This window comes from Candidatus Firestonebacteria bacterium RIFOXYD2_FULL_39_29 (genome assembly GCA_001778375.1).
GTDB lineage: Bacteria > Oederibacteriota > D2-FULL-39-29 > D2-FULL-39-29 > D2-FULL-39-29 > D2-FULL-39-29.
On record MFGV01000028.1, the window covers coordinates 1 to 21,800 of the forward strand.

Genomic DNA, 21,800 nt, shown 5'->3' on the forward strand with positions numbered 1-21,800 from the left:
AGTGCGATACATGGCTTGCTCCTTTGGAGTGAATATGCCATATTATATCATGTTAGTAATTTAATTGCGACACAGTCTGAATTACTAAGCACTAATAACTAAACAATAACTAAGATCAAAATCATAAGAAATAAACGGAAGGAAACGTATTAAGATAATTACAATGATTTAGTTTAAGATTTAAATATTAAGTATTTGTTCTTTGTTTAGAATTTAGTACTTAGATCTTAGTAATTGAATTTATGGAGGAGTTTTGTATGCGAACTATCTTAGTAATTTTATTTTTAACGGCCGGGGTTTTGTATTCCGAACCTCTTACCCTTAATCAATGCATTGACCTTGCTCTGCAAAAGAGTCCGGATATTGTCTCATTGCAGAATGACTATGATTCAGGGAAGGCAAAAGCCAGAGAGGTTAGAGCTGTTTTCTTTCCCCGTGTTTCTGCTTCTTTCACTGCAAATAAACAGGTAACCCCGACTTCTTCTCTTTTTGGATCTTCTATGGTTATTCCTGGACTGGGCAGTGAAATAGAAAATGTTTCTTATTCTCTTGGTGTCAGTGCTTCCCAGAATATCTGGGATTTTGGAAAATCCGTAGCGCTTGAAAAACAGGTTTCTTTAAGTGAAGAACTTGCTTCTTTTCAACTGGAAAAGAAGAAAATAGAAGTAGCCTATAATGTAAAGAAAAGTTTTTATTCCTTATTGCAGGCTAAAGGAATGAGAGAAGCTTCTTTACTTACGGTAAACGATATGAAACATCTTTTGGAATCAGTCAGGGCCAGAAAAGAACAGGGTTTGGCTACACAGATAGATGTAATGAATGCTGAAGTAGAAGCTCTTAAATTTGAACTTGAAGCAAAAAAAGCGGTTAATCAGGTGGAGCTTGCAGCTTCTTCCCTGAAAAACTTACTGGTAAAAAGTGATGAAGAAGAACTGGTGCTTTCCGAGGAAAAGTTGGTAGTTCCCGGTGAAGAACCCTTAGGGCTTAAATCTTATGAGGAAGCAAAAGCAAAATCAGTTGCTATGCGTATTGATTTTAAGGAGCTTAAGACCAGGGAAAAAATAGCCGAAGCTTCTGCAGGCGGCGCGTATGCGGAATTTTGGCCTTCTGTCTCAGGCCAGGCCGGCTATCAATATACCGGAACTGATTTGTCCCTCAAAGATAAAAGCTGGAATGTGGGTTTGAGCGTTTCTGTCCCGCTTTTTAGCGGTTTTTCAAGATTAGCCAAGGTTGATCAGGCAGAACTTGCTCTAAAAAGTATAGCTTCTGCGCAGAAACTTTTAGAACAGGCAATAATACTGCAAGTGAAAAATAACTATTTTAAAATTAGAGAAAATAAGCAGAATTATGAATTTGCTATAGCAAAGCTGGAATATCTGAAAAAGAATCTTGAAGCGGTTAATGCCAAGTATGAGCAAGGATTATCCACTTTAACTGATTTAATAGAAGCGCAGACGAAAAAGAACAGCGCTGAATTAGAAAATCTGCAAGCGCTTTATGCCTATCATACGGCATTAAATGAGCTTGAGTATTCCATTGGAGGAAAGTAAATGAAAATCAGGATATTGGCAGGGCTTGTTTTATCTGCAGTGCTAATTAGCGGCTGCGGTATGAACGGAGGCACAGAAGTAAAGCTTGCAAAGGCCGTTAAGGGTGAGCTGGTGGTTAATGTTCAGGCTACCGGTACAGTAAGGTCAAATAATGAAGCTAAACTTACGACCGTAGCCTCCGGCAGAGTAAGTAAAATATTTGCGGAAGAAAATCAATACGTGGAAAAAGAGAAGCTTTTGTTGGAACTGGATTCTACGGCTCAAGCAGGTAAAGATTTCCAAAGAATGAACTCTCTTTCTGAAAAAGGTTTCCTGGCTCCCCAGCAGGCCGAACAGGCAAAAGAACAGTGGAAAAATACTTTTATCTCTGCACCTTTTGCGGGTACAATTGTAAAAAAATTCATCGAAGTTGGTGAAACTCTCTACGGCGGAACTCCGGCTTTAATGATGGCTGACTTAAATGACATGACCTTTGAGTCAAATATTGATGAAACAGATATCGGCCAGTTAAAAATAAACCAGAGAGCTGAAGTTGTTCTGGATGCCTATAAAGAAACAAGGCTTGCTGCAACGATAATATTTATTTCTAAAAGCAGTCTGGAAGTAAAAGAGAAAGGTATTACCTATCAGGTAAAAGCCCGTCTTGATAAATCCTCCTTAACGCTGCGTCTCGGTATGACCGGTGATATTTACGTGAAAGTAGACAATAAAAGTAATGTCCTGATGGTCCCTTACACAGCTATAGGTGATGACAAAGACGGAAAGTATGTTTTTATCGTAGAAAAAGACAAAGCAGTAAAGAAAAGTATTAAAACCGGCCTCGAAAGCTATGATAATACCGAAATAATTTCAGGTTTAAAAGAGGGCAACAGCGTTGTCGAAGCAAATATTTCAAAGATAAAAGACGGACAGAAAGTGAAAGTGACACAGTGAAGTGCAATTACTAAGAATTAAGCACTAAACACTAAAAAGGAAGATATTTAATATAAGTACAATAATTTATTTTAGTATTTAGAATTTAGTTATTAGTATTTGCTCTAAGGTTTGTTTAGTGCTTAGAATTTAGATCTTAGTTATTGTCTTTAATTAAGGAGTTTTATTGAACTTCAGTGAGAGTTTTTACATATCCCTGCGGAATTTAAGAACGAATAAAGTCCGCTCGTTTCTTACTATGCTTGGCATAATTATCGGTGTGATGTCGATAGTTCTATTGATTTCTATAATCTCAGGTACTCAGGCAAAGATTGAGGGTGAGATTAATTCCATGGGGTCCAATGTTCTGCAGCTTGTTCCCGGCAACTCTGATGAAATGCACGGTCCTCCGGGTACATTTACTGTCAATAAATTAAAGCTGAGTCATGTTGATATGCTGGAAGCAAAAAGCAGTTACGCGATAAAAGCTTGTCCTATTTATTTGACCATGGGAACGACAGTTAAATATAAAAGAAAAAGCAGAAATACCACGGTGATTGCCGGCACCGGTTCCAGTTTTCCGTATGTCAGGAATTGGAATGTTTCTGAGGGTACGTATTTTAGAGATGAAGATGTTAAAGCTTCAAGAAAAGTTTGCGCGGTTGGAGATACCATTGTAAGGGATTTGTACGGCGGGAGCAGTCCGATAGGCAAAGAGATTTATGTAAACGGGAAGAAGCTCCTTATTATTGGAGTCACGGAAAAAAAAGGCAAAACCTTCGGGCAGGATAGTGATGATATTCTGGCAATGCCTATAACTACTGCTCAGGAGATCTTGGGCTCTTCGACAATAAATCAGATAATTATTAAAGTCCCTGATCCAAAAAATACGGCGAAGGCAATGAATGAAATAAAAAGACAGATGCTTGCACAAATGGACAAAGAAGACTTCTCATTGAATAGTCAGAGTGAGTTGTTGAAAACTTTCGGCAGTTTTGCCGCTATTTTGAATGTAGTTATGGGCTGTGTAGCGAGTATCTCTCTCTTTGTGGGAGGAATCGGTATTATGAATATTATGCTTGTGACCGTGAAAGAAAGGACCAGAGAGATAGGGATAAGAAAAGCCGTAGGAGCAAAATCAAGGGACATCCTGGTTCAATTCATTACTGAAGCGGTATTTCTTGCAATTACCGGAGGAGTAATAGGTATTGTCTTAGCCGTATCTATAATAAATGCCGCAAACCCTCTGCAAAAAGTAATATTAGATTCTGTAGTCGTGCCGTTGAAGGCGAATACAACTTCAATTATTATAGCATTTGTATTTTCCAGTTTAGTAGGTATCTTTTTTGGAACCTATCCGGCCGTTAAAGCCGCTAAAACAGACCCTATTATCGCCCTAAGATACGAATAGGGCTAATAAGAAAAGTAATAACTAAGATCAAAGCACTAAGCACTAAGAAAAACAATGACTAAGTAATAATTAATAAGCAAAGCTTTTCTCGAATGGTAGTATATTTAAGTGTCAATTAAATATTGACACAGCGAGATAAGCACTAAAAAGGAAGATAATTAATATAAGTACAATGATTTAGTTTAAGATTTAGTTATTAAGTATTTGTTGTTTGTTTAGAATTTAGTGCTTAAATCTTAGTGATTGATTTTAGGAGTTTATGAATCTCTCAGAGAATTTTAAAATATCATTCAGGAACCTCTGGACCGGTAAAATGAGGACTTTCCTAACTTTGCTTGGCATTATTATTGGGGTAATGTCAATTGTCCTGCTTGTTTCCGTGATCAATGGCTCTAAAACCCAGATTGAGGATGAAATTCTTGCAATGGGTTCAAATATGCTTATGGTTGTTCCCGGAAATAGTGAAGCGACTATGGGGCCGCCGGGCTCTTTCACCGTAAATAAACTTCGTCTAAGACATTTAGACCTGATTGAAGCAAGAAGCAGCTATGGTGCGGAGACCTGTCCGGAATATGACATGATGGGTATTATTGCAAAGTATAAAAATGAAAGCAGGAATATTTTAGGTGTTGCAGGCGTAGGTGCAAATTTTGAAAAAGTTTACACCTGGAAAGTTGAAACCGGAGCGTTTTTCCGCGAGGATGATGTGAAATCCGCCCGCCGAGTATGCGTTGTGGGTGAGACTGTGGTAAAGAACCTCTTTCAAGGTTTAAATCCCATAGGGAAAGACCTTACCGTCAGAGGCATGAAATTTAGAGTAATCGGAATAATAGAGCCAAAAGGAAAGATGTTCGGTATGGATATGGATAATGCCATCTACATGCCGATTACAACGGCGCATAATATGACCGGCTCAAGCGAAATCCATCAGATAACCATCAGGATTCCGGATGCAAAAAATATTGATAAAGCCGTAGCTGAGACAAAAAGAACACTCTTAATGGATTTGGAGAAGACGGACTTTAGCGTCACCACGCAAGGCGAGTCTTTAGAAATGTTCAAAAGCATCATGTCCGCGATGGAGCTGATCACTTACGTTATCGCAAGTATATCTTTGCTGGTCGGTGGTATCGGAATCATGAACATAATGCTTGTCACCGTGACCGAAAGAACAAAAGAGATAGGTCTCCGTAAAGCCGTAGGCGCCTCGTCAAATAATATCTTGTTTCAGTTCCTTGTAGAAGCTATTATCGTGACAATTATGGGCGGAATAATCGGTATCCTTGCATCTATAGGAATTCTGGCTGCAATAGCTCCTTTTATCCCATTCCCATTGAAGGCCTCTATGACTTCTATTATCATTTCCTTTACCTTCTCCAGTCTGATAGGAGTATTTTTCGGCACCTACCCCGCCCTAAAAGCCGCCAGAACCGACCCGATAGTTGCATTAAGATATGAGTAAAAAAATTGTATTATATTAAAGACTTTAACTGAAAAGTTAGATATAATATTAATGAAGTAAAATATAGAATACAAGGGGTTGATTATGGCTGAAATGTTAATTGTTGATGACGAAAAAAATATTTTAGAAGCTTTGAATATATTATTTAAAGATCAACATAAGATAACGTTATGCAGTACAGGTAGTGAAACATTAGATGTAATAAATAAGAAAAACTTTGACATTGTTTTGCTCGATCAATATTTGGGTGATATGAGAGGAAATGAAATACTAAAAGTAATAAAAGAAAGGAATGATAATACGAGCGTGGTAATGATATCAGGGTACAAAACAAAAGAGCTTGTTTTTGAAGCCGGAAAATTTGGTGCAGATGAATACGTAGTTAAACCTTTTGATAAAGATGAGCTGTTGAATATAATTGAACATTTGACGCAGAAAAACATGCCGAATACAAAAGAATTGCAGGGAAAACCGGCAGATGTAATATATGAGTCTAATGACATGGAAAGCGCCAAAGAATATATATTCTCAAATGAAGAAATTAGCATTATGAAACTTTTGTGCGAGGGGAAATCTAACAGAGAAACATCTTTACTTCTTAATAAAAAAGAGTCATTTGTGAAAAACGCTTTACATATAATATTCATAAAGCTAAGAGTGAAAAATAGAGTTGAAGCGGTAAATAAAATTAAGGATATTCTTAAGATTTGATTGTTTGATGAAAAATGATATACCTGACATTTAAGTTATCTTTTTTGGACGGTTGCATCGGGATAATCATGTATTGTAAGCGCCTGTCAAAATAAACTTTAGTTTAAACGAAAGTTTAAACTAAAGTTTAAAAAAAAATACAAAAAAAGAAAAATAAAGTATATATTTTTGTATTTATATTGACATTAAAATAAAATATGTGGTATAAATTTATATTAAAAATTCAAGGGGAGAAATATTATGAAAAGTTTCAAGATGTTTTTGGCTGTCGCAATTACAGCGGGAATTGTTTGTGCGGATGTTCCAATGCTGATAAACTATCCCGGAAAGTTGACAGAAAAAAATGGAAACCCGATTACGGGTACTAAGAGTATCAAGTTTTCGCTCTATGATGCCGAGAGTTCCGGAACGGAAAAGTGGAACGGAACATATTCGGTAGAAGTGAATAAAGGAGTCTTTAACGTGCTTTTAGGTTCAGGAGCATCACCTTTTTCTTCAACTCTAGATTTTAGCACAAACTACTGGTTAGAAATATCGGTAAGCGGTGAAGTTATGTCCCCTCGCCAAAGAATCTCAAGTGTCGGATATTCAATAAGGTCAGAATTTTCTAATAGAGCGGATGTTGTAAATACTCCATTGGTTTATGCTGGTTGTGGTGACATCGATTCCAGTGTGTCAGAAAAAATATATATTCATTTAGATAAAGTTCCGCGTTCTGTGAAGTTATACCTGTATGGCGAAAAAATGAGTACACTGTTTTATTCGGAGATGGGGAGTCATAATCATACTGCATCTAGTGGAAATTCAGGAGATCATGGTCACAATATACTTACAGATAATACGAATACTTGGTTTGGCGCTTCTACATGCATAGGAACTGTGGATGACAGTGATTCTACTAGGGCTTGGAGATCTTGGCCGATTCAGAATTCAGGGAGCCATAATCATTCAATAGCTGTAAATAATAATGGCAACCCTTCTGTTAATGCAGGCAATAATAATAAAACATATCCTGATTCAGTTAGGGTGTTGATTGATGGATTGAATAAAACTGGTTTCATTGGGAATCCAAATGGTAAAAACTATTGGAACTCAATTAATAGCACTTGGGGGGATGGTTCTCACGAGTTTTCTTCTGGTGAGTTAAATTTAACTTCATATCTATTAAGTACTGGTGAGCATAAAATAGAATTTACAGAAAGCTCAGGAGGAAGAATCAGATATAATCTTTATATATATTATTAATAATATGCGCAAAGAAAATAGAAGAATTAAGACATATTATAAAAGCAGAAATCAAGATACGAATAATGTGAAATATTCATATCTTGATACAGGTAATTTGTATATTATTCAATCAAGAGAAAGAAAGTTATTGAGAATTATTAATGAGATTGGAGTTAAAGACTTGTCAGCAAAAAATATTTTGGACATTGGATGCGGTTCAGGAAATGCCCTGCGTAATATGGTGCAGTATGGCGCAAAACCTAAACATCTATTTGGCTTAGATCTTTTTTCTGATAGGATAAAAAAAGCAAGAGAGTTATCTTCTGATATTGATTTTGTAAAAGGTGATGCAATATCTCTTCCCTATAGGAGCAGATACTTTGATATAGTGACACAATTTACTGTATTCACGTCAATACTTGAAATGAAAGTAAAACAAGAGATTGCAAAAGAGATGGTTAGGGTCTTGAAAAAAGATGGTTATATATTTTGGTATGATATGCGTGTTACAAATCCTGCAGACAAAAATCTTAAATCTATTGGCAAAAGAGAGATCAAAGACTTATTTGTTAGTTGTGACGTAAAGTTCTATTCTGTGACTTTAAACCCGTTTATATCCAGGCGATTAGCAAATATTTCAATAATATTATGCAATTTGCTAGAAAAGATTGGAGTATTTAATAGTCATTATTTTGCTGTAATTAAAAAAAGTAAACTACAGAAGCAGGGAGGCTGAGATATTATTTTTATGTCACCTATTAGGATAGAAAGAAAAATAATACAAAATATTGTAAAGGAGGTTCTTTTTGAATACTCTAAAGTTAGGGTATTTAAATATCCGTATCAGATTACTTCTGATAGTCCTGAGTATAAGGCAACATTTAGTGAGGATTACGAGAGATATCGTAAATTAATGTTATTCCTTCCAAGGCTAAAAACTAGTGCGAAAGTGTTGGAAGTGGGTACAGGAATTGGTTCCTTGGCTGTAATGATTAAGAGAATATTTGATTATCAAGTTACTACAATTGAGCACCCTAGCAGGGAAACATTTAAGAATGAAAAATTTCTTGGAAAAATGAAGAAAGAAGGCATTATCATGAAGCCGGTTGATCTTCTTGGCGAGATGAAAATCAAAAAAGAAAGTTTTGACATGGTTGTATTCTCTGAAGTACTTGAACATTTGTCTCCAACGCCCGATATTATAAAAAAGGTGTTTGATAATCTGACGGGAATAATAAAGAAAGGCGGATATATTGTTATCACAACGCCAAATGTTGCTACTTTTGATTCCAGGTGGAGAGGGTTTAGAGGTGTGAGTGTTCAGCCTTTTCCGCTGCAAGGTATGTGTGATGACACATATGAACATATAAGAATATATAGTTTAAGCGAAATTAAGCAAATTCTTGAGAAGTACAAATTTTCGTTTGAAAAAGTCGGTTATAGCAACTATATCAAAGGAAAATATTTGTCTGACCTGAGAAGGATTATTTCTTGTGCGATATTTCCTTCTCTAAACGCTGATTTAATGGTTCTGGGAAAAAAATAAACTTGTTTCTTGAAGTGGTCAAGGGGTGGAACGAATAGCTTTTGGATGCTCTTCATTCGATGAGGTCGGGCTTAATGCCTAAATTTAGCGAAAGCTAAATACTCAAGGGGTAGTGTTGAGCGGAGGATTCAGAGTGGTTTCATAAGAACCATTAGGGATCACAGAAAAGAGCGGACGGCAGAAATGTCGTCCGCATCGTTCCAAAAAAGAATAACAATGGGAAGAAGGTCATATTCAGTTCGTGTCCAAGGGGTGAAGTACGAAAAGTTTCGTAAATTAATGGTATACGAACTTAATCTCCGGACCTTCTTCCTGTTTGATATATAAAGTTCTTTAAAATTAAAATGGGAGCTTTTCTGCTCTACCTTCAAAAAAGGTAACCGGTAAAACAGGTTACTAAAAAAAGATAACTATGTTATCTGCTCAAGGGGGAAGGTTAAGCACAAAATATGTTAAGTTTCAATAGAAACTGACAGAATTGTTAAAAGAAATCCGGGCGGTAGCAATACCGCCCCTCCCATTTAAAAAAATAAACGTAGGGACAGTTCCGTTTGCAACGAGATCTCATCTGCTGATGGACATGCCTGTCCGGGTGACTTATCCCCAAAATTAAATTGGATTAGTAAAATCAAAATCTCAGGGGGTATTATGAATAAAATAGCAGTTATCTTGGTTGTTTTTCTTTCCTTTTCTGTTTACGCTCAAGAAGTGGATTGGAAAGATATCGAAGGAACATCTGATCATCAAATGATCTCCAGGTTTAAAGGCTCTGTTATTACCAGGCAGATGTTAAAAGATTATGATTCATTTGATTTTGTAACTAAAATAAAGACGGATGGAATTACTGCCAGCTTAGCAGAGTCAAAAAGAGAAGAAGGTCGGTATTTTAAAACATTCTACAAAGTGAAAAGTTCAACTTCACCTCTGGAAATTACGAAAAGCTATGAAAATGAATTAAAAAGAAAAGGCTTTAAGATATTACTTAAGCAAGAGCTTGATGGTAATTGTGCGTTTATGTTCCTATATATGCATCTTAAATACGATACGCAAAATGCGGATGGGAAAGCCCTGCTTGGCGGCATTTCTGCAAAAGAAAAGAAATTAATATTGATTAGCGGAGTGTTGGAAAAAAAAGATGGAGACGTTTTTGTTTCGGTAATGGCGCTTAGTGGTGATTATTCTGAATTTGAAAATAATAACGGGGTATATGGGTATAAAACTATCCCATTCTCCAATTACGTTCTCGATATAATCGAGTGCAAACCTCTTGAAACAGGGAAGGTGACTGTATCTGCAGCAAGTATTGAAAAAGACATAGAAAAAGACAGCCACTCTTCGGTTTACGGCATACTTTTTGATACCGGGAAGACTGATGTTAAACCGGAATCTGCAGAAACCCTGTTAGAAATATCAAAAGTCCTTAGTAATAATCAAAAATTAAAGCTGTTTGTGGTCGGTCATACCGATAACGAAGGAACATATGCTTACAATCTTGATCTCTCAAAGAAACGCGCTGAAGCTGTTGTAAATGAATTATCTGCAAAATACGGAGTTGCCGTAACCCGTTTGGTCCCTCAAGGTGTAGGACCGACATGTCCGTTAACATCAAACAAAACCGAAGACGGAAAAGCTCGAAACCGCCGTGTAGAGTTAGTTGAACAATAAATAATACATCCACAGAGGAAGGTCCAATTAAGTTCGTGTCCAAGGGGTGAAGTACGAAAAGTTTCGTAAATTAATGGTATACGAACTTGATCTCAGGACCTTCTTCCTGTTTAATATATGTATTCGTGTGACAGCTCCGCCTGTATGCTTAACAGGGACAAGTCCATATAAAGACGAAATATCATCACGCAAGCGTGTGGACAAAGATGTTTCTGCGATGTTGTAAACATCAAATGATCAAAAAACAACTATACCCGAAATCCCCTCAAAACCTCAATACTGATATGGTGAAAATTATTCGTTTTCTACATTGGTAGAAAGCGGATATTCTTACTTTGGCTTGACAGGACTGTAAAACAGACTTTACAAAAAGCCTTTTAAATGCTAGAATAACTTAAAAGGGCGCTTAGCTCAGTTGGTTAGAGTATCAGCTCGACAAGCTGAGGGTCACAGGTTCGAGCCCTGTAGCGCCCACCAGAAAATTTTGCTGGGCAAAATTTTCTAGAGCAATCGAACAATAGATAATAGAAAATGGATAAAAAATTGAACGATTGCGGTCTATTTTCTATTGCTCTATTTTCGAAACCTTTAAAAGTTTGTTAAATGCACGAGAGGAACAATCATGCCTGATAACCCGTTAAGCAGTGAAGAAGCTAAAATAGTTAATCAAACTGCAAGAACTCTGAGGATACTTATAAGTAATTCCCAGCTCTACTCGCCAAAAAGCCAGCTTGTTAAAGATGGAATTACCGGGTTGATCAAGACTCTGGATCCTTACCTGTCGGCTAAAGGTAAAATGACCTTGAGTGAATCAGAGAAAAACCTTATTGTCGACGGACAAGTCTTAAAAACGGCCGATAAAAGCGGTGTTGCCTTTGTGGAAAACATGATCCAGTGCGAGCTTAGAAGTATTACTATTAAAAACGGTATCACAGAAGAGGAACTCCTTGTTTTGGTCGAGAATATGAGCATCAAAAAGAAGGAGTTGCGTCCTGAAATTGACAAGTTGCTTTCGGAAAAGGGATATACTCATATAGAAGTTAATCAAAAAGTATATGTAGCTTTGAATGATGATCAGGAAATCAGACAGGAGTCAGGCAATAAGGACATTCAACCCTTAAATGAGACAGGCGGAGCAGCAGGAGTTTCTTCTGGAGGTAGCTCAGGTGGTACTGCTTCCGGAAATTTTAGCGGAGGTTTGCAAGCGACTCAGGCTGCTTCAGGCATGTCTGCGGTGGAAATCATAACAACTCAAGCGGAACAAGTTGTTTCCGGACAGAAGAAAGATCTTATAAAGAAAGAACGCAGGCAGGAACTTCAGAAAATGTTGAAAGAACTTGACGGAATTAACAGGCCTGATCTTGCAGGTCAGGTGGTTGATAAGATTGCTGAGAATCTGGACGATAACGAGAGTAATGTCAGATTGGAGACTGTACGTTCCTTTAAACATTTAAATCCTTCTATTCAGCAGTTAAGCGACAAGAAAATCATGTCCAACCTTGAGGAAAAGTTTCTGAATACAGAAGAAAGAGAGACGGAAGAGGATGTATATCGGGAGCTTGCGGATTTGCTGGAAGAGGCGGCGAACAGAAGTGCAGTGGAAGGTAATTATCAAAAAACGATACAGATAACAAGAATGTTCCGGCTTCATAAATATGCCAAAAATGAAGGTTTTGAAAGCCGTGCTCATAGTGCGGATCAAGTATTGAAGAAACTCTCAAATAGCGGTTTAGTCGATATTTTGGTCGCTGATTTAAGGTCTGAAGATGGAAAGAAAAAAGAAGAAGCTTACAAGGTTGTAGCCTCTCTTGACGAGTACGCTGTCTTTTACCTGATCAATACCCTGAAAAATATAGAAGACCTGCATCTAAGGCGTATAATAGGTTTTTTAATAAAGAATCTTGGAGAAAATGCGGTAAAACTACTCTGCGAGTCCATCACTCCGGATATTTCTACCGAAGAAGCTTTAAGGATTCTGGAAGTTATGGATAGTGTTGAGTTTTATGATGTTGTTTTTGATGAACTGAAAGGGATGTATTCTCACTATAATCCTGACATAAGAAGGGCCGTTCTGGATATTCTCGCGAAGATAAGACCTGACAGGGTGAAAGAAGTTCTGAGTTCGGCATTGGAAGATTTTGAACCGAAAATTGTTAAAGAAGCGATAAAGTTAGCAGGAAAGGTGAGAGCAAAAGAACTTGTTCCCAACCTCTTGACCTTCCTTATTCCTGAAAGTGTCTTTTCAAAACAGAAACAAGATCCATCTTTGGAAGAAGAAGCTTGCTCTGCCCTTGGGAAGATAAAAGATTTGTCTGCTATTGAGCCTCTTGCAAAAATAGTGGCAGGAGGCGGATTTCTAAGTTTTACAAGAGAAAAACTTATGAATACCCGAGTGGCCGCTTTGTACTCTCTTGCAGCATATTCACAATCGGAAACAAAGGATGTGCTTTCCAGGTTTATTAATAATAGTGACAAAAACATTTCAAGAGCGGCAAGAGAATCCTTGAAAATGCAGGAAAAGACCGGTTCCAGAAAAGGTAATGCCGAGTCGTATCGTCTTTTGTAGGAAGGATAATAAAATGAAATGTGTAAATCATAAAGATAAAGAAGCTGTTGCCATGTGTTCTATTTGCGGTATAGGAATGTGTGCTGACTGCGATATTCGCCTTGCCGGAAGGTTTTATTGTCAGAAATGCGCGGATGAGCTGGTGAAAGAGGGTGCTATTGTTGCAATTCGAAAGTTGTATGAGATTCTTGAAGAAAAGAGAAAACATCATAGGGTGTATTCCCTTGTCAACATAGAAATAACACCTTCCGGTTACGAAGGTATGTTTTTAAAAGGAATAATGCATAATATTAGTTCCGGAGGTATGGCAGTTTTATGTGATAAGCAGATTTCAATTAATGAAATGGTTTACATCAGTTTTACTCTTCCAAACGGAGAAGTAATGGAAAATATTCAAGCGGGAGTTGTCAGGTCAGAGAAAATTGGGGAAAAATACAATTTGGGTCTTTTATTCATGAATATGATGGAAAAACAAAGCTTAATAGATGAATTTATTTTTAATTCGAAAAAGAAGAAATATACTCAAGAAAGTGCTGATATTGCAAATTACTTGTAGTAATGTAGTTTTCTTCAGGTATGGGAAAGTATAAAAGAGATTCTGCAAGATTTGTTTAATGCTTGAGACACCCGATAGACAAGACACAATCAGTGGAATCTGAAAGCCTTGTAATCAGTGAGATCTTTTGCAGGTTTTCGTTAAGTTGACAAAAAAAAGGTTCTATGATATACTTCAGTAGATAAGTTAACCGGGTGAAAATCGGGAAAACTCTGGTTGAATAAGAATAACCGATTGTTTTGGTTATCTTAGGGGATGGTTTTTGTGAGAAGACTTATTTTATTTGCAGTAATATTATTTGTTGCCGGTTTTATGTATGCAGGTGGAGCAGGGACTACGGCGGCTAACTTTCTTCGAATAGGTACAGGTGCCAAGGCCTCAGGTATGGGGGAAGCTCAAGTTGCAATTTCTGATAATGTAGATTCAGTGTATTGGAATCCGGCAGGGCTTGCTCTTGTGAAAAATACGGAGATCAGTCTTATGCATCTGATATACTGGCAAGGGATAAGTTATGAATACGCTGCAATAGCTCTTCCTATAAAAAAGATCGGGACCTTTGGTATCTGTTTCGATTATCTAAGTAGCGGTCTTATAGATAAGACTACAGAAAACGCGACCGGGAGTGATTACACTCTGGATGGATCTTTTTCGTATTTGGCGTTTGCAGGGACTATTTCGTATGGCAATAAATTTGTTATAGAGAAGATGCCGATGAACCTTGGTGTCAGTATTAAGATTGTTGGCGATAAAATAGAAGATGATTTGGTGCTTGGCGCCGGTTTGGACATTGGTATGACTTCAGAAATTATAAAAAACGGGTATTTTGGTGCAGCAATAAATAATATCGGAGTTACTTTTGCTAAGAGTGCCCTTCTTCCAATGCAGTTGAAAGTAGGCGGCGGGTATTTATTGGATATTTTTGGGAAGGATCATCTTGTCTTGGGAGCTGCGGATGCCGTTTTTCCTTTTGATTCGTCAATCAAGCTTAACGCGGGAGCAGAGTACAGTTTCCAAAAGACATTTTTCATTAGAGTCGGTTATAAAATAAATTATGATCTTGAAAATCTGACTGCCGGTGCAGGTTTCAGAATTAATATCGAAAGAACACAATTTGAACTTAACTATTCCTATACTCCCGGTTTTGAAGACATCGGGACTTCACACAGAATAAGCCTGTTGGTACGGCTTGGATTGCCAAAGCCCGGAGATATTTCCGAACCTCAGGAATTAGAAGAGAAGGTTATTGAAAAGTTTGATGACGAGAATGTAAATACGAATAACAATAATAATTTGGATCAGTATAAATATGTTAAACCAAAAAAAAAGTAAATTGAGTATTAATCTAATATCCTTCCAGAGTTGATTTGTGGTCTATAGTCTCGGTTCGGTGAATGTCGTGTCCTATTTATTTATGTATAGCTTTGATTAAGGGTTGTTCTTGCTTTTTCTATATTTTTGTGGTATTTTAAGTCTCTATGGATAATAATAAACTTCGAAATTTCTGCATAATTGCGCATATTGATCATGGAAAATCAACTCTTGCCGACCGGATTCTTGAGTTTACCGGAGCTATATCCTCACGTGACATGAAAGAGCAATTCCTCGATAAAATGGAGTTGGAGAGAGAACGTGGTATTACGATTAAAGCAAAAGCTGTAAGGCTGAATTATCATTCCAAAGACGGTCAGGATTATATTTTTAATCTTATAGATACCCCGGGCCATGTGGATTTCACATATGAAGTTTCGAAATCCCTTTTTGCCTGTGAGGGCGCGCTTTTGATTGTAGACGCTTCTCAGGGAGTAGAAGCTCAAACGATTGCTAATTTTCACCTGGCAAAAGATGCGGGGCTTCGTGTTATTCCCGTGATTAATAAGATAGATCTGCAAGGGGCTGAGCCGGAGAAAGTACTTCTTCAGCTTGAGGAATTGGGGCTGAATTCAGATGAGGCAATATTAGCCAGCGCTAAAGAAGGTATAGGTACAGAACAGATTCTTGAAGCTATTGTAAAATTAGTACCGCCGCCCAGAGGACACACGGAAAAACCCTTGAAAGCGCTTATATTTGATTCTCTCTATGATGTTTACAAGGGAGTGGTTGTCTTTTTTAGAATATTTGACGGAAGTATTAATGCCGGAGTAAAAGTTTTGATGATGCGGGCAAATAGCACCTTTGAAGTTACTGAAGTAGGGGTCTTTACTCCTACGATGAAGCAGATAGATAAACTTTCTACCGGTGAAGTCGGTTATTTTATAGCGAATATTAAAAATGTCTCAGATATTAAGGTGGGTGATACCATTACGGATGTCTTAAATCCGATTAAAAGTCCGCTTCCCGGTTACAAGGAAATCAAACCGATGGTTTTCTGTGGTTTCTATCCGATTAATCCTAATGAGTATAATCTTTTGAAAGATGCTCTGGAAAAATTAAAACTAAATGATTCTTCTCTGGCTTTTGAGCCTGAATCTTCCAGGGCTCTTGGTTTTGGTTTTCGCTGCGGATTTTTAGGTCTCCTTCATATGGAGATTGTTCAGGAACGGCTCGAGAGGGAGTATAATATAAATATGATAGCGACCTCTCCAAACGTAAGATATAAAGTTATTACTAATGCAGGTAAAGAGGTGGAAATAGACAATCCGGCTAACTTGCCTCCGGCCGGGGAAATAAAAGAAGTAATGGAACCGTATATTATGATGTCAATTATTACTCCTCCTGAATTTATGAGCAATATTATGGATCTCTGTAAGTCAAAACGCGGTGAGTATGTCGAAAACCAATATGTCACGACCACCAGGGTACAGATTCATTACGAAATGCCCATGTCTGAAGTTGTCTTTGATTTTTTTGATATTTTAAAGAGTGTTTCTAAAGGTTATGCTTCTATGGATTATGAATATATAGATTTCAGAGAAGCAGACCTTGTTAAGCTGGATATAATGGTGGCAACAGAAGTGGTGGATGCGCTTTCTATTATTGTCCACAGGGATAAAGCTTATTACAAGGGGAAAGAGCTTGCACTTCGCTTGAAAGAAATCATACCGCGGCAAATGTTTGAAGTAGCAATCCAGGCGGCAATTGGCAGTAAGATAATAGCAAGAGAGTCCATTCCCGCGCTAAGGAAAAATGTAATTGCAAAGTGCTATGGCGGGGATATTACCAGAAAAAGAAAGCTGCTGGAAAAACAAAAAGAGGGTAAAAAGCGTATGAAGCAGATAGGCCGCGTGGAAATCCCCCAGGAAGCGTTTTTGGCAGTACTAAAGATACAGTGAAGAGAAGCAGGGGAAGCAAGGAAAGAAAAAGAAGCAAGAACAGTGAAAAAAGTGAGCAAAGTGGTATTAGTTGTTAATATAATAATAACACAGCTGAAAAAGACCTTGTAAACTTTAAAAACCTTAAGAACTTTATAAACTGAATTTTTCGGAGAAAAATTATGAAGATTGCAATACTTGGTATGGCGCAGTCCGGGAAAAAGACTCTTTTTACTTTAATCGCCCGCAAAAAATTATCGGAGAATGAACTTGCTTCGGGGGCTGCGGTTGAGGGTATTACCGAAATAATTGACCCAAGATTTGAAAGGCTTGTGGAAATGTATAATCCTGAGAGCGAGGCCAGAGCCAGGATAAATGTAACACTTCTGCCAAAAATAGATAAAGGGTTCTCGTCAAAATCTGATTTTATTAATGAGCTTGATACTTATGATGCTTTCTTGGTAGTGATCAGAGCTTTCAAAAATGATTCTGTTTATCATCCTTCAGGATCTGTGGATGCAGAAAGGGACCTGGAAGAAATTGAGATGGAACTTACATTTAATGATCTCTCTTTTGTTGATAAACGTATTCAGCGTTTAAGTAATGAAAGAGGAGCCAAAACACCTCAAACCGAGAAGGAAAAAGAAATTCTGCCAAAATTAAAAGAGCATCTGGAGAAAGAACTTCCTCTTCGGACTCTCTCTCTCTTACCGGAAGAGTTAAAGCTGATTTCCAGCTATCCTCTGGTTACCTTTAAAGAGCTGATAATTGCATTTAATATCTCTGAGGACGAATTAAATAATACTGAATTGATTAAGAAATGCGAAACAAAATATAAAGACAGAAAGATCAATTTTATGGTGGTTTCGGCTAAGCTGGAAGCGGAGATTGCTGCGATAGAAAACAAGGAAGAACGCGAGGAGTTCTTAAAGTCTATGGGGATTACAGAGCCGGTAATAGATGTGATCCGTCGCGCCTGTCTTGTTGCTATGGATCTGATCTCCTTCTTCGGGGTAGGAACGGACGAAGTAAAACAGTGGCTTGTTAAAAGAGCTTCTCTGGCTCCAAAAGCTGCGGGAGCTATACATTCTGACCTGGAAAAGGGCTTTATCCGGGCGGAAGTAATGAAATATGCGGAGCTTATCGCGGCTGGAAGCGAGAGTAAATTAAAAGAAACAGGAAAATATTATCTTAAAGGGAAAGACTATGTTGTGGAAGACGGCGACATCCTCAGCATATTGCATAGCGGCTGATGAAAACCGGCAATTCTGCAGGATTATATATCCATATACCTTTCTGCCGTTCAAAATGCAATTATTGTGATTTTAATTCATATCCTATTTCCGGTTTTCATGAGAAGGTTCCCTCCTATACTGATGCTTTGCTAAAGGAAATTCAAATTAAAGTCAAAGATATTTGCATTAAAACTGTCTTTGTAGGCGGCGGGACTCCTACGGTTCTGTCCGATGTTGAACTGGAAAAAGTCTTGAACGGAATATCTGAGTTCGCTCATGTTGAAAAATCTGCGGAATTTACAGTTGAAGCAAATCCGGGAACGCTTACAGTCTCAAATCTTAAAATGATGCGGAAGACCGGGGTTAATCGTCTGTCTATCGGTATGCAATCGACAGATGATAAGACACTCAAGCTCTTTGGGCGGTGTCACAGTTATGAGGAATTTCTGGAAAGCTATAAAAAATCAAAGGATGCCGGTTTTACAAATATTAATATAGATCTTATTTTTGGCGTACCGAATCAGGCACTTTCGGATGTTAAAAGGGATCTTGAACGGGTCGTGAGTCTTCAGCCTGAACATATTTCCATATATAACCTGATTTTAGAAGAAGGGACAATCCTTAATGATGAGGTAAAAAAAGGTGTTCTTAAACACCTGCCTGAAGAATTGGAATCTGATATGTATTATTTTATAAAGGATTATCTTGAAAAAGCCGATTATAATCATTATGAAATATCTAATTTTGCAAAGCCGGGGAAAGAATGTGAGCATAATAAAATATACTGGAAAAATGAGGATTATATAGGTGTTGGTGCCGGTGCTTCCGGAAAAATTGGCCTGAAGAGGAGTGAAAACCCGGATGATGTTAATAAATATATAGTATTGATAAAGTATATTAAAAATGATATACTACATAATCAAAAAATAAGTAGAGAGACGGAAATATCGGAAACAGTGTTTCTCGGTCTCAGGATGCTGGAAGGATTAAACCTTACCAGGTTCAAAAATAGGTTTGGTAAGGATTTTTTTATTTTATTTAAAAAAGAGTATGGCAAGCTTTTAGATCTGAACCTTCTTGAAGAGGAAAATGGCTCAGTCAAGTTAACCCGGACGGCTCTATTCCTTTCAAATGAGGTTTTTGTGGAGTTTGTCTGACAGGAGGAACGTAAAGTGAAGAGTTTTCAGATTAAGCCCGCGGATGTTGTGCGGAAATGGTACGTCATTGATGGTGCAAATAAAATTTTGGGAAGAATAGCTTCAAGAGCAGCTATGGCAATAATGGGAAAGAATAAACCCATCTATACGCCGAATGTTGACTGCGGAGATTTTGTAATAGTCCTAAATGTTGACAAAATAAAACTTTCAGGGAAAAAACTGGAACAAAAGCTTGATTTTACTCATTCCGGCTATCCTACCGGTGATAAATATACCCCTTATGGTATACTTATGAAGAAGAATCCCGAAAGAGCAATGATGCTTGCTGTTAAAGGCATGCTGCCAAAAAACAAATTAAGAGACAGAATGATAAAAAGATTAAAAGCTTACCAGGGTGACAAGCATCCGCATGCCGGAGAAAAGCTTGGTACCATAAAAGTTTAAGGAGGAGATTACCTTGCAGGAAACTACGAAGAAAAAGAAAAAAATAGTAGTCGGCAGACGTAAAACGGCTACTGCAAAAGTGAAATTAATTGATGGCGATGGTAAAATAACCGTTAATAAGAGGAAGTTTGAAGAGTATTTCCCGAGACCGGTTCATCAGATTTTCGTGAAGAAACCACTTGAGCTTCTTGGTTTGACCGCGAAGATGGATGTGATAGCTCTTTTAAAGGGCGGAGGAATTACCGGACAGGCAGAAGCTTTAAAACTTGGTATTGCAAGAGCTTTAATACAGCATAATCCTGATTACAGATCCTTACTTGCTCAGAATGGTTTGCTTACAAGAGATCCCAGAATGGTAGAAAGAAAGAAATACGGCAGAGCAGGAGCAAGAAAGAGATTCCAGTTCAGTAAACGTTAATTTAACTTTAATTCGAGTGATAAACCCGCTCTGTCAGAAACGGCAGGGCGGGTTTTTGTTTTAAAAACAGGCGCTGGGCCCTGGGTACTGGGAAAGAAAGAATAAAGGCAGACTCTAGGCGCTGGGTTCTGGGAATTGAAGGAGGCTCAGATGCTTGGATGCGCAGAGGATTGGCAGAGTGAAAAGCTGAAGGGGAATATAAAAGACGGAAGACAGGGGATTGATACGACTAAGAGGATTTCAATTTGAAAAAAACATTTTTCATTCATACTTTTGGATGCCAGATGAACCAGTATGATTCCGAACTGGTAGATGGGATATTAAGCAAAGAAGGGATGGTTCGCGTAGATTCCTATGAAAAGGCGGATATCTGCCTGGTGAATTCCTGCTCGGTAAGAGAACTCGCGGCGCAAAAGGCCAGAAGCGAGCTTGGGATGTTCGCGGCATACAAAAGAAAAAGCAAAAAACCTGTTTACTACGGAATTATAGGATGTTTAGCGGAGCAGGAAGGGAAACACTTTCTTGTTAAATTTCCTGATATTGATTTCATTATAGGTCCTGCTTATGAGCGTCAGATAGGTGCCTATGCGAAAAAGGTTCTTGCCGGAGGCGGCACTGCGGTTGTAACAGGACCGGGGAAAGAAGACTGGACAGCAGATGAACTTATAAAAAGAGAAAGCAAGAAAAATGCCTGGGTAACCGTAAGCAAAGGGTGTAATTCATTCTGCTCCTATTGCGTCGTGCCATATGTAAGGGGAAGAGAAACCAGCAGGCCTTTTGGAAGTATTATTTCCGAAGTTGAAAAACTGGTCGGGGAAGGTTATAAAGAGATAAATTTACTCGGTCAGAATGTGAATACTTACGGTAAGGATTTTTCCGCAATAGAAAAAAAGGATTTTTCGGAGCTTCTTAAAGCTGTTGATGATATCAAGGGAGAGTTCTGGGTACGTTTTTGGACCTCCCATCCTAAAGATATTCCTCTAAAGCTTATAGAAACCGTTGCTTCTTCAAAAAAGATCTGTCCTCATTTTCATCTTCCCATACAAAGCGGGTCCGATCGTATCTTAAAACTAATGAACAGGAATTATACAGCGGAATCATATCTTAGGATTATCGGAGAAATAAAAAAAAGAATAAAGAATGTCTCAGTTACCAGCGATATTATAGTCGGTTTTCCGGGTGAAACGGAAGCGGACTTTAGAAGGACATTGGAGCTTTATAAAAAAGCAGCCTTTGATGTTGCCTATACATATACTTACTCGGCGCGTAAAGGAACGAAAGCATTTGATATTAAAGAGACCGTGTCTGAAACAATGAAGAACGAACGGCTTCGGGAGTTGATGAATATACAGAGAGAGATAAGTCAGGAAGTAAATGATAAATACATCGGTCAGGTCTTACCGGTTTTGCTTGACGGCACGGTAGTCGAAGATAACCTCTTGAACGGCCGGACAAATAATAATAAGCCGATATTTGTGGAAGGCAACGCCTGTAAAGGCGGGTTTGTTCGGGTAAAGATAACAGAGACAAAGCCGTTTAGTTTGAAAGGTGTTTTAGCGCAGGATGTCCGTAAAGGTCTTTAAAAGTCCATAACAGTCCGTAAAAGTAAGATCTGGAAAATATATTTTTAAAAGAATTGAAAAAATGTTATTTCCAATATTATAAACATTTCAAGATTTTACGTTATAGACC

General features: G+C 37.8%; 18 protein-coding genes and 1 tRNA gene. All 19 read left to right on the forward strand.

The genetic code is table 11. From position 1 onward, the window contains the following. Positions 1-257: 257 nt before the first annotated feature. The 19 genes from A2536_04335 (at position 258) to A2536_04425 (ending at position 21,691) form a co-directional block, all read left to right on the forward strand. A complete protein-coding gene (locus tag A2536_04335) occupies positions 258-1,550 on the forward strand; it encodes a hypothetical protein (GenBank protein ID OGF47135.1) in 1,293 nt (430 codons plus the stop codon). Further along, complete coding sequence (locus A2536_04340; GenBank protein ID OGF47136.1) at positions 1,551-2,483, forward strand: hypothetical protein; 933 nt, start codon at positions 1,551-1,553, stop codon at positions 2,481-2,483. Positions 2,484-2,649: 166 nt separating this feature from the next. Further along, entirely contained in the window at positions 2,650-3,873 is a 1,224-nt protein-coding gene (locus tag A2536_04345) for a hypothetical protein (protein OGF47137.1), read from the forward strand. 259 nt (positions 3,874-4,132) lie between these two features. Further along, positions 4,133-5,335 (forward strand): hypothetical protein, encoded by a 1,203-nt coding sequence (locus A2536_04350; GenBank protein OGF47138.1) that lies wholly within the window; start codon positions 4,133-4,135, stop codon positions 5,333-5,335. Positions 5,336-5,419: 84 nt separating this feature from the next. Further along, positions 5,420-6,046 (forward strand): hypothetical protein, encoded by a 627-nt coding sequence (locus A2536_04355; protein ID OGF47139.1) that lies wholly within the window; start codon positions 5,420-5,422, stop codon positions 6,044-6,046. A gap of 240 nt (positions 6,047-6,286) precedes the next feature. Further along, entirely contained in the window at positions 6,287-7,291 is a 1,005-nt protein-coding gene (locus tag A2536_04360; GenBank protein OGF47140.1) for a hypothetical protein, read from the forward strand. Positions 7,292-7,295: 4 nt separating this feature from the next. After that, positions 7,296-8,009, forward strand: coding sequence for a hypothetical protein (locus tag A2536_04365; protein OGF47141.1), 714 nt, complete (start codon positions 7,296-7,298; stop codon positions 8,007-8,009). Between the two features lie 12 nt (positions 8,010-8,021). Continuing rightward, positions 8,022-8,819, forward strand: coding sequence for a hypothetical protein (locus A2536_04370; GenBank protein ID OGF47142.1), 798 nt, complete (start codon positions 8,022-8,024; stop codon positions 8,817-8,819). A 648-nt stretch (positions 8,820-9,467) separates the two neighbouring features. Then, positions 9,468-10,484, forward strand: coding sequence for a hypothetical protein (locus A2536_04375; protein OGF47143.1), 1,017 nt, complete (start codon positions 9,468-9,470; stop codon positions 10,482-10,484). A 400-nt stretch (positions 10,485-10,884) separates the two neighbouring features. Beyond that, positions 10,885-10,961, forward strand: a tRNA-Val gene (locus A2536_04380). A gap of 145 nt (positions 10,962-11,106) precedes the next feature. Then, positions 11,107-13,050 carry a hypothetical protein gene (locus A2536_04385; GenBank protein OGF47144.1) on the forward strand — a complete coding sequence of 648 codons (1,944 nt, stop codon included), beginning with the start codon at positions 11,107-11,109 and terminating at the stop codon, positions 13,048-13,050. A gap of 13 nt (positions 13,051-13,063) precedes the next feature. Beyond that, positions 13,064-13,606, forward strand: coding sequence for a hypothetical protein (locus tag A2536_04390; protein ID OGF47145.1), 543 nt, complete (start codon positions 13,064-13,066; stop codon positions 13,604-13,606). A gap of 264 nt (positions 13,607-13,870) precedes the next feature. Next, a complete protein-coding gene (locus tag A2536_04395) occupies positions 13,871-14,935 on the forward strand; it encodes a hypothetical protein (protein ID OGF47146.1) in 1,065 nt (354 codons plus the stop codon). 146 nt (positions 14,936-15,081) lie between these two features. Further along, positions 15,082-16,875 carry an elongation factor 4 gene (locus tag A2536_04400; GenBank protein ID OGF47147.1) on the forward strand — a complete coding sequence of 598 codons (1,794 nt, stop codon included), beginning with the start codon at positions 15,082-15,084 and terminating at the stop codon, positions 16,873-16,875. A gap of 161 nt (positions 16,876-17,036) precedes the next feature. Next, entirely contained in the window at positions 17,037-18,107 is a 1,071-nt protein-coding gene (locus tag A2536_04405) for a hypothetical protein (protein OGF47148.1), read from the forward strand. Next, a complete protein-coding gene (locus A2536_04410) occupies positions 18,107-19,246 on the forward strand; it encodes a hypothetical protein (protein ID OGF47149.1) in 1,140 nt (379 codons plus the stop codon). Before A2536_04405 ends, A2536_04410 begins: the two co-directional genes overlap by 1 nt. Before the next feature lie 15 nt (positions 19,247-19,261). Further along, positions 19,262-19,690, forward strand: a complete 429-nt coding sequence (locus tag A2536_04415) for a 50S ribosomal protein L13 (protein ID OGF47150.1) — start codon at positions 19,262-19,264, stop codon at positions 19,688-19,690. Positions 19,691-19,703: 13 nt separating this feature from the next. Beyond that, positions 19,704-20,108, forward strand: a complete 405-nt coding sequence (locus A2536_04420; protein OGF47151.1) for a 30S ribosomal protein S9 — start codon at positions 19,704-19,706, stop codon at positions 20,106-20,108. A gap of 245 nt (positions 20,109-20,353) precedes the next feature. After that, positions 20,354-21,691 carry a tRNA (N6-isopentenyl adenosine(37)-C2)-methylthiotransferase MiaB gene (locus A2536_04425; GenBank protein ID OGF47152.1) on the forward strand — a complete coding sequence of 446 codons (1,338 nt, stop codon included), beginning with the start codon at positions 20,354-20,356 and terminating at the stop codon, positions 21,689-21,691. Positions 21,692-21,800: the final 109 nt, after the last annotated feature.

Excerpts from the sequence above, each read along its gene's own strand:
- A2536_04335 (OGF47135.1), top strand. The coding sequence starts at position 258 with ATGCGAACTATCTTAGTAATTTTATTTTTAACGGCCGGGGTTTTGTAT.
- A2536_04340 (OGF47136.1), top strand. The coding sequence starts at position 1,551 with ATGAAAATCAGGATATTGGCAGGGCTTGTTTTATCTGCAGTGCTAATT.
- A2536_04350 (OGF47138.1), top strand. The coding sequence starts at position 4,133 with ATGAATCTCTCAGAGAATTTTAAAATATCATTCAGGAACCTCTGGACC.
- A2536_04355 (OGF47139.1), top strand. The coding sequence starts at position 5,420 with ATGGCTGAAATGTTAATTGTTGATGACGAAAAAAATATTTTAGAAGCT.
- A2536_04360 (OGF47140.1), top strand. The coding sequence starts at position 6,287 with ATGAAAAGTTTCAAGATGTTTTTGGCTGTCGCAATTACAGCGGGAATT.
- A2536_04365 (OGF47141.1), top strand. The coding sequence starts at position 7,296 with ATGCGCAAAGAAAATAGAAGAATTAAGACATATTATAAAAGCAGAAAT.
- A2536_04370 (OGF47142.1), top strand. The coding sequence starts at position 8,022 with ATGTCACCTATTAGGATAGAAAGAAAAATAATACAAAATATTGTAAAG.
- A2536_04375 (OGF47143.1), top strand. The coding sequence starts at position 9,468 with ATGAATAAAATAGCAGTTATCTTGGTTGTTTTTCTTTCCTTTTCTGTT.
- A2536_04385 (OGF47144.1), top strand. The coding sequence starts at position 11,107 with ATGCCTGATAACCCGTTAAGCAGTGAAGAAGCTAAAATAGTTAATCAA.
- A2536_04390 (OGF47145.1), top strand. The coding sequence starts at position 13,064 with ATGAAATGTGTAAATCATAAAGATAAAGAAGCTGTTGCCATGTGTTCT.
- A2536_04400 (OGF47147.1), top strand. The coding sequence starts at position 15,082 with ATGGATAATAATAAACTTCGAAATTTCTGCATAATTGCGCATATTGAT.
- A2536_04405 (OGF47148.1), top strand. The coding sequence starts at position 17,037 with ATGAAGATTGCAATACTTGGTATGGCGCAGTCCGGGAAAAAGACTCTT.
- A2536_04410 (OGF47149.1), top strand. The coding sequence starts at position 18,107 with ATGAAAACCGGCAATTCTGCAGGATTATATATCCATATACCTTTCTGC.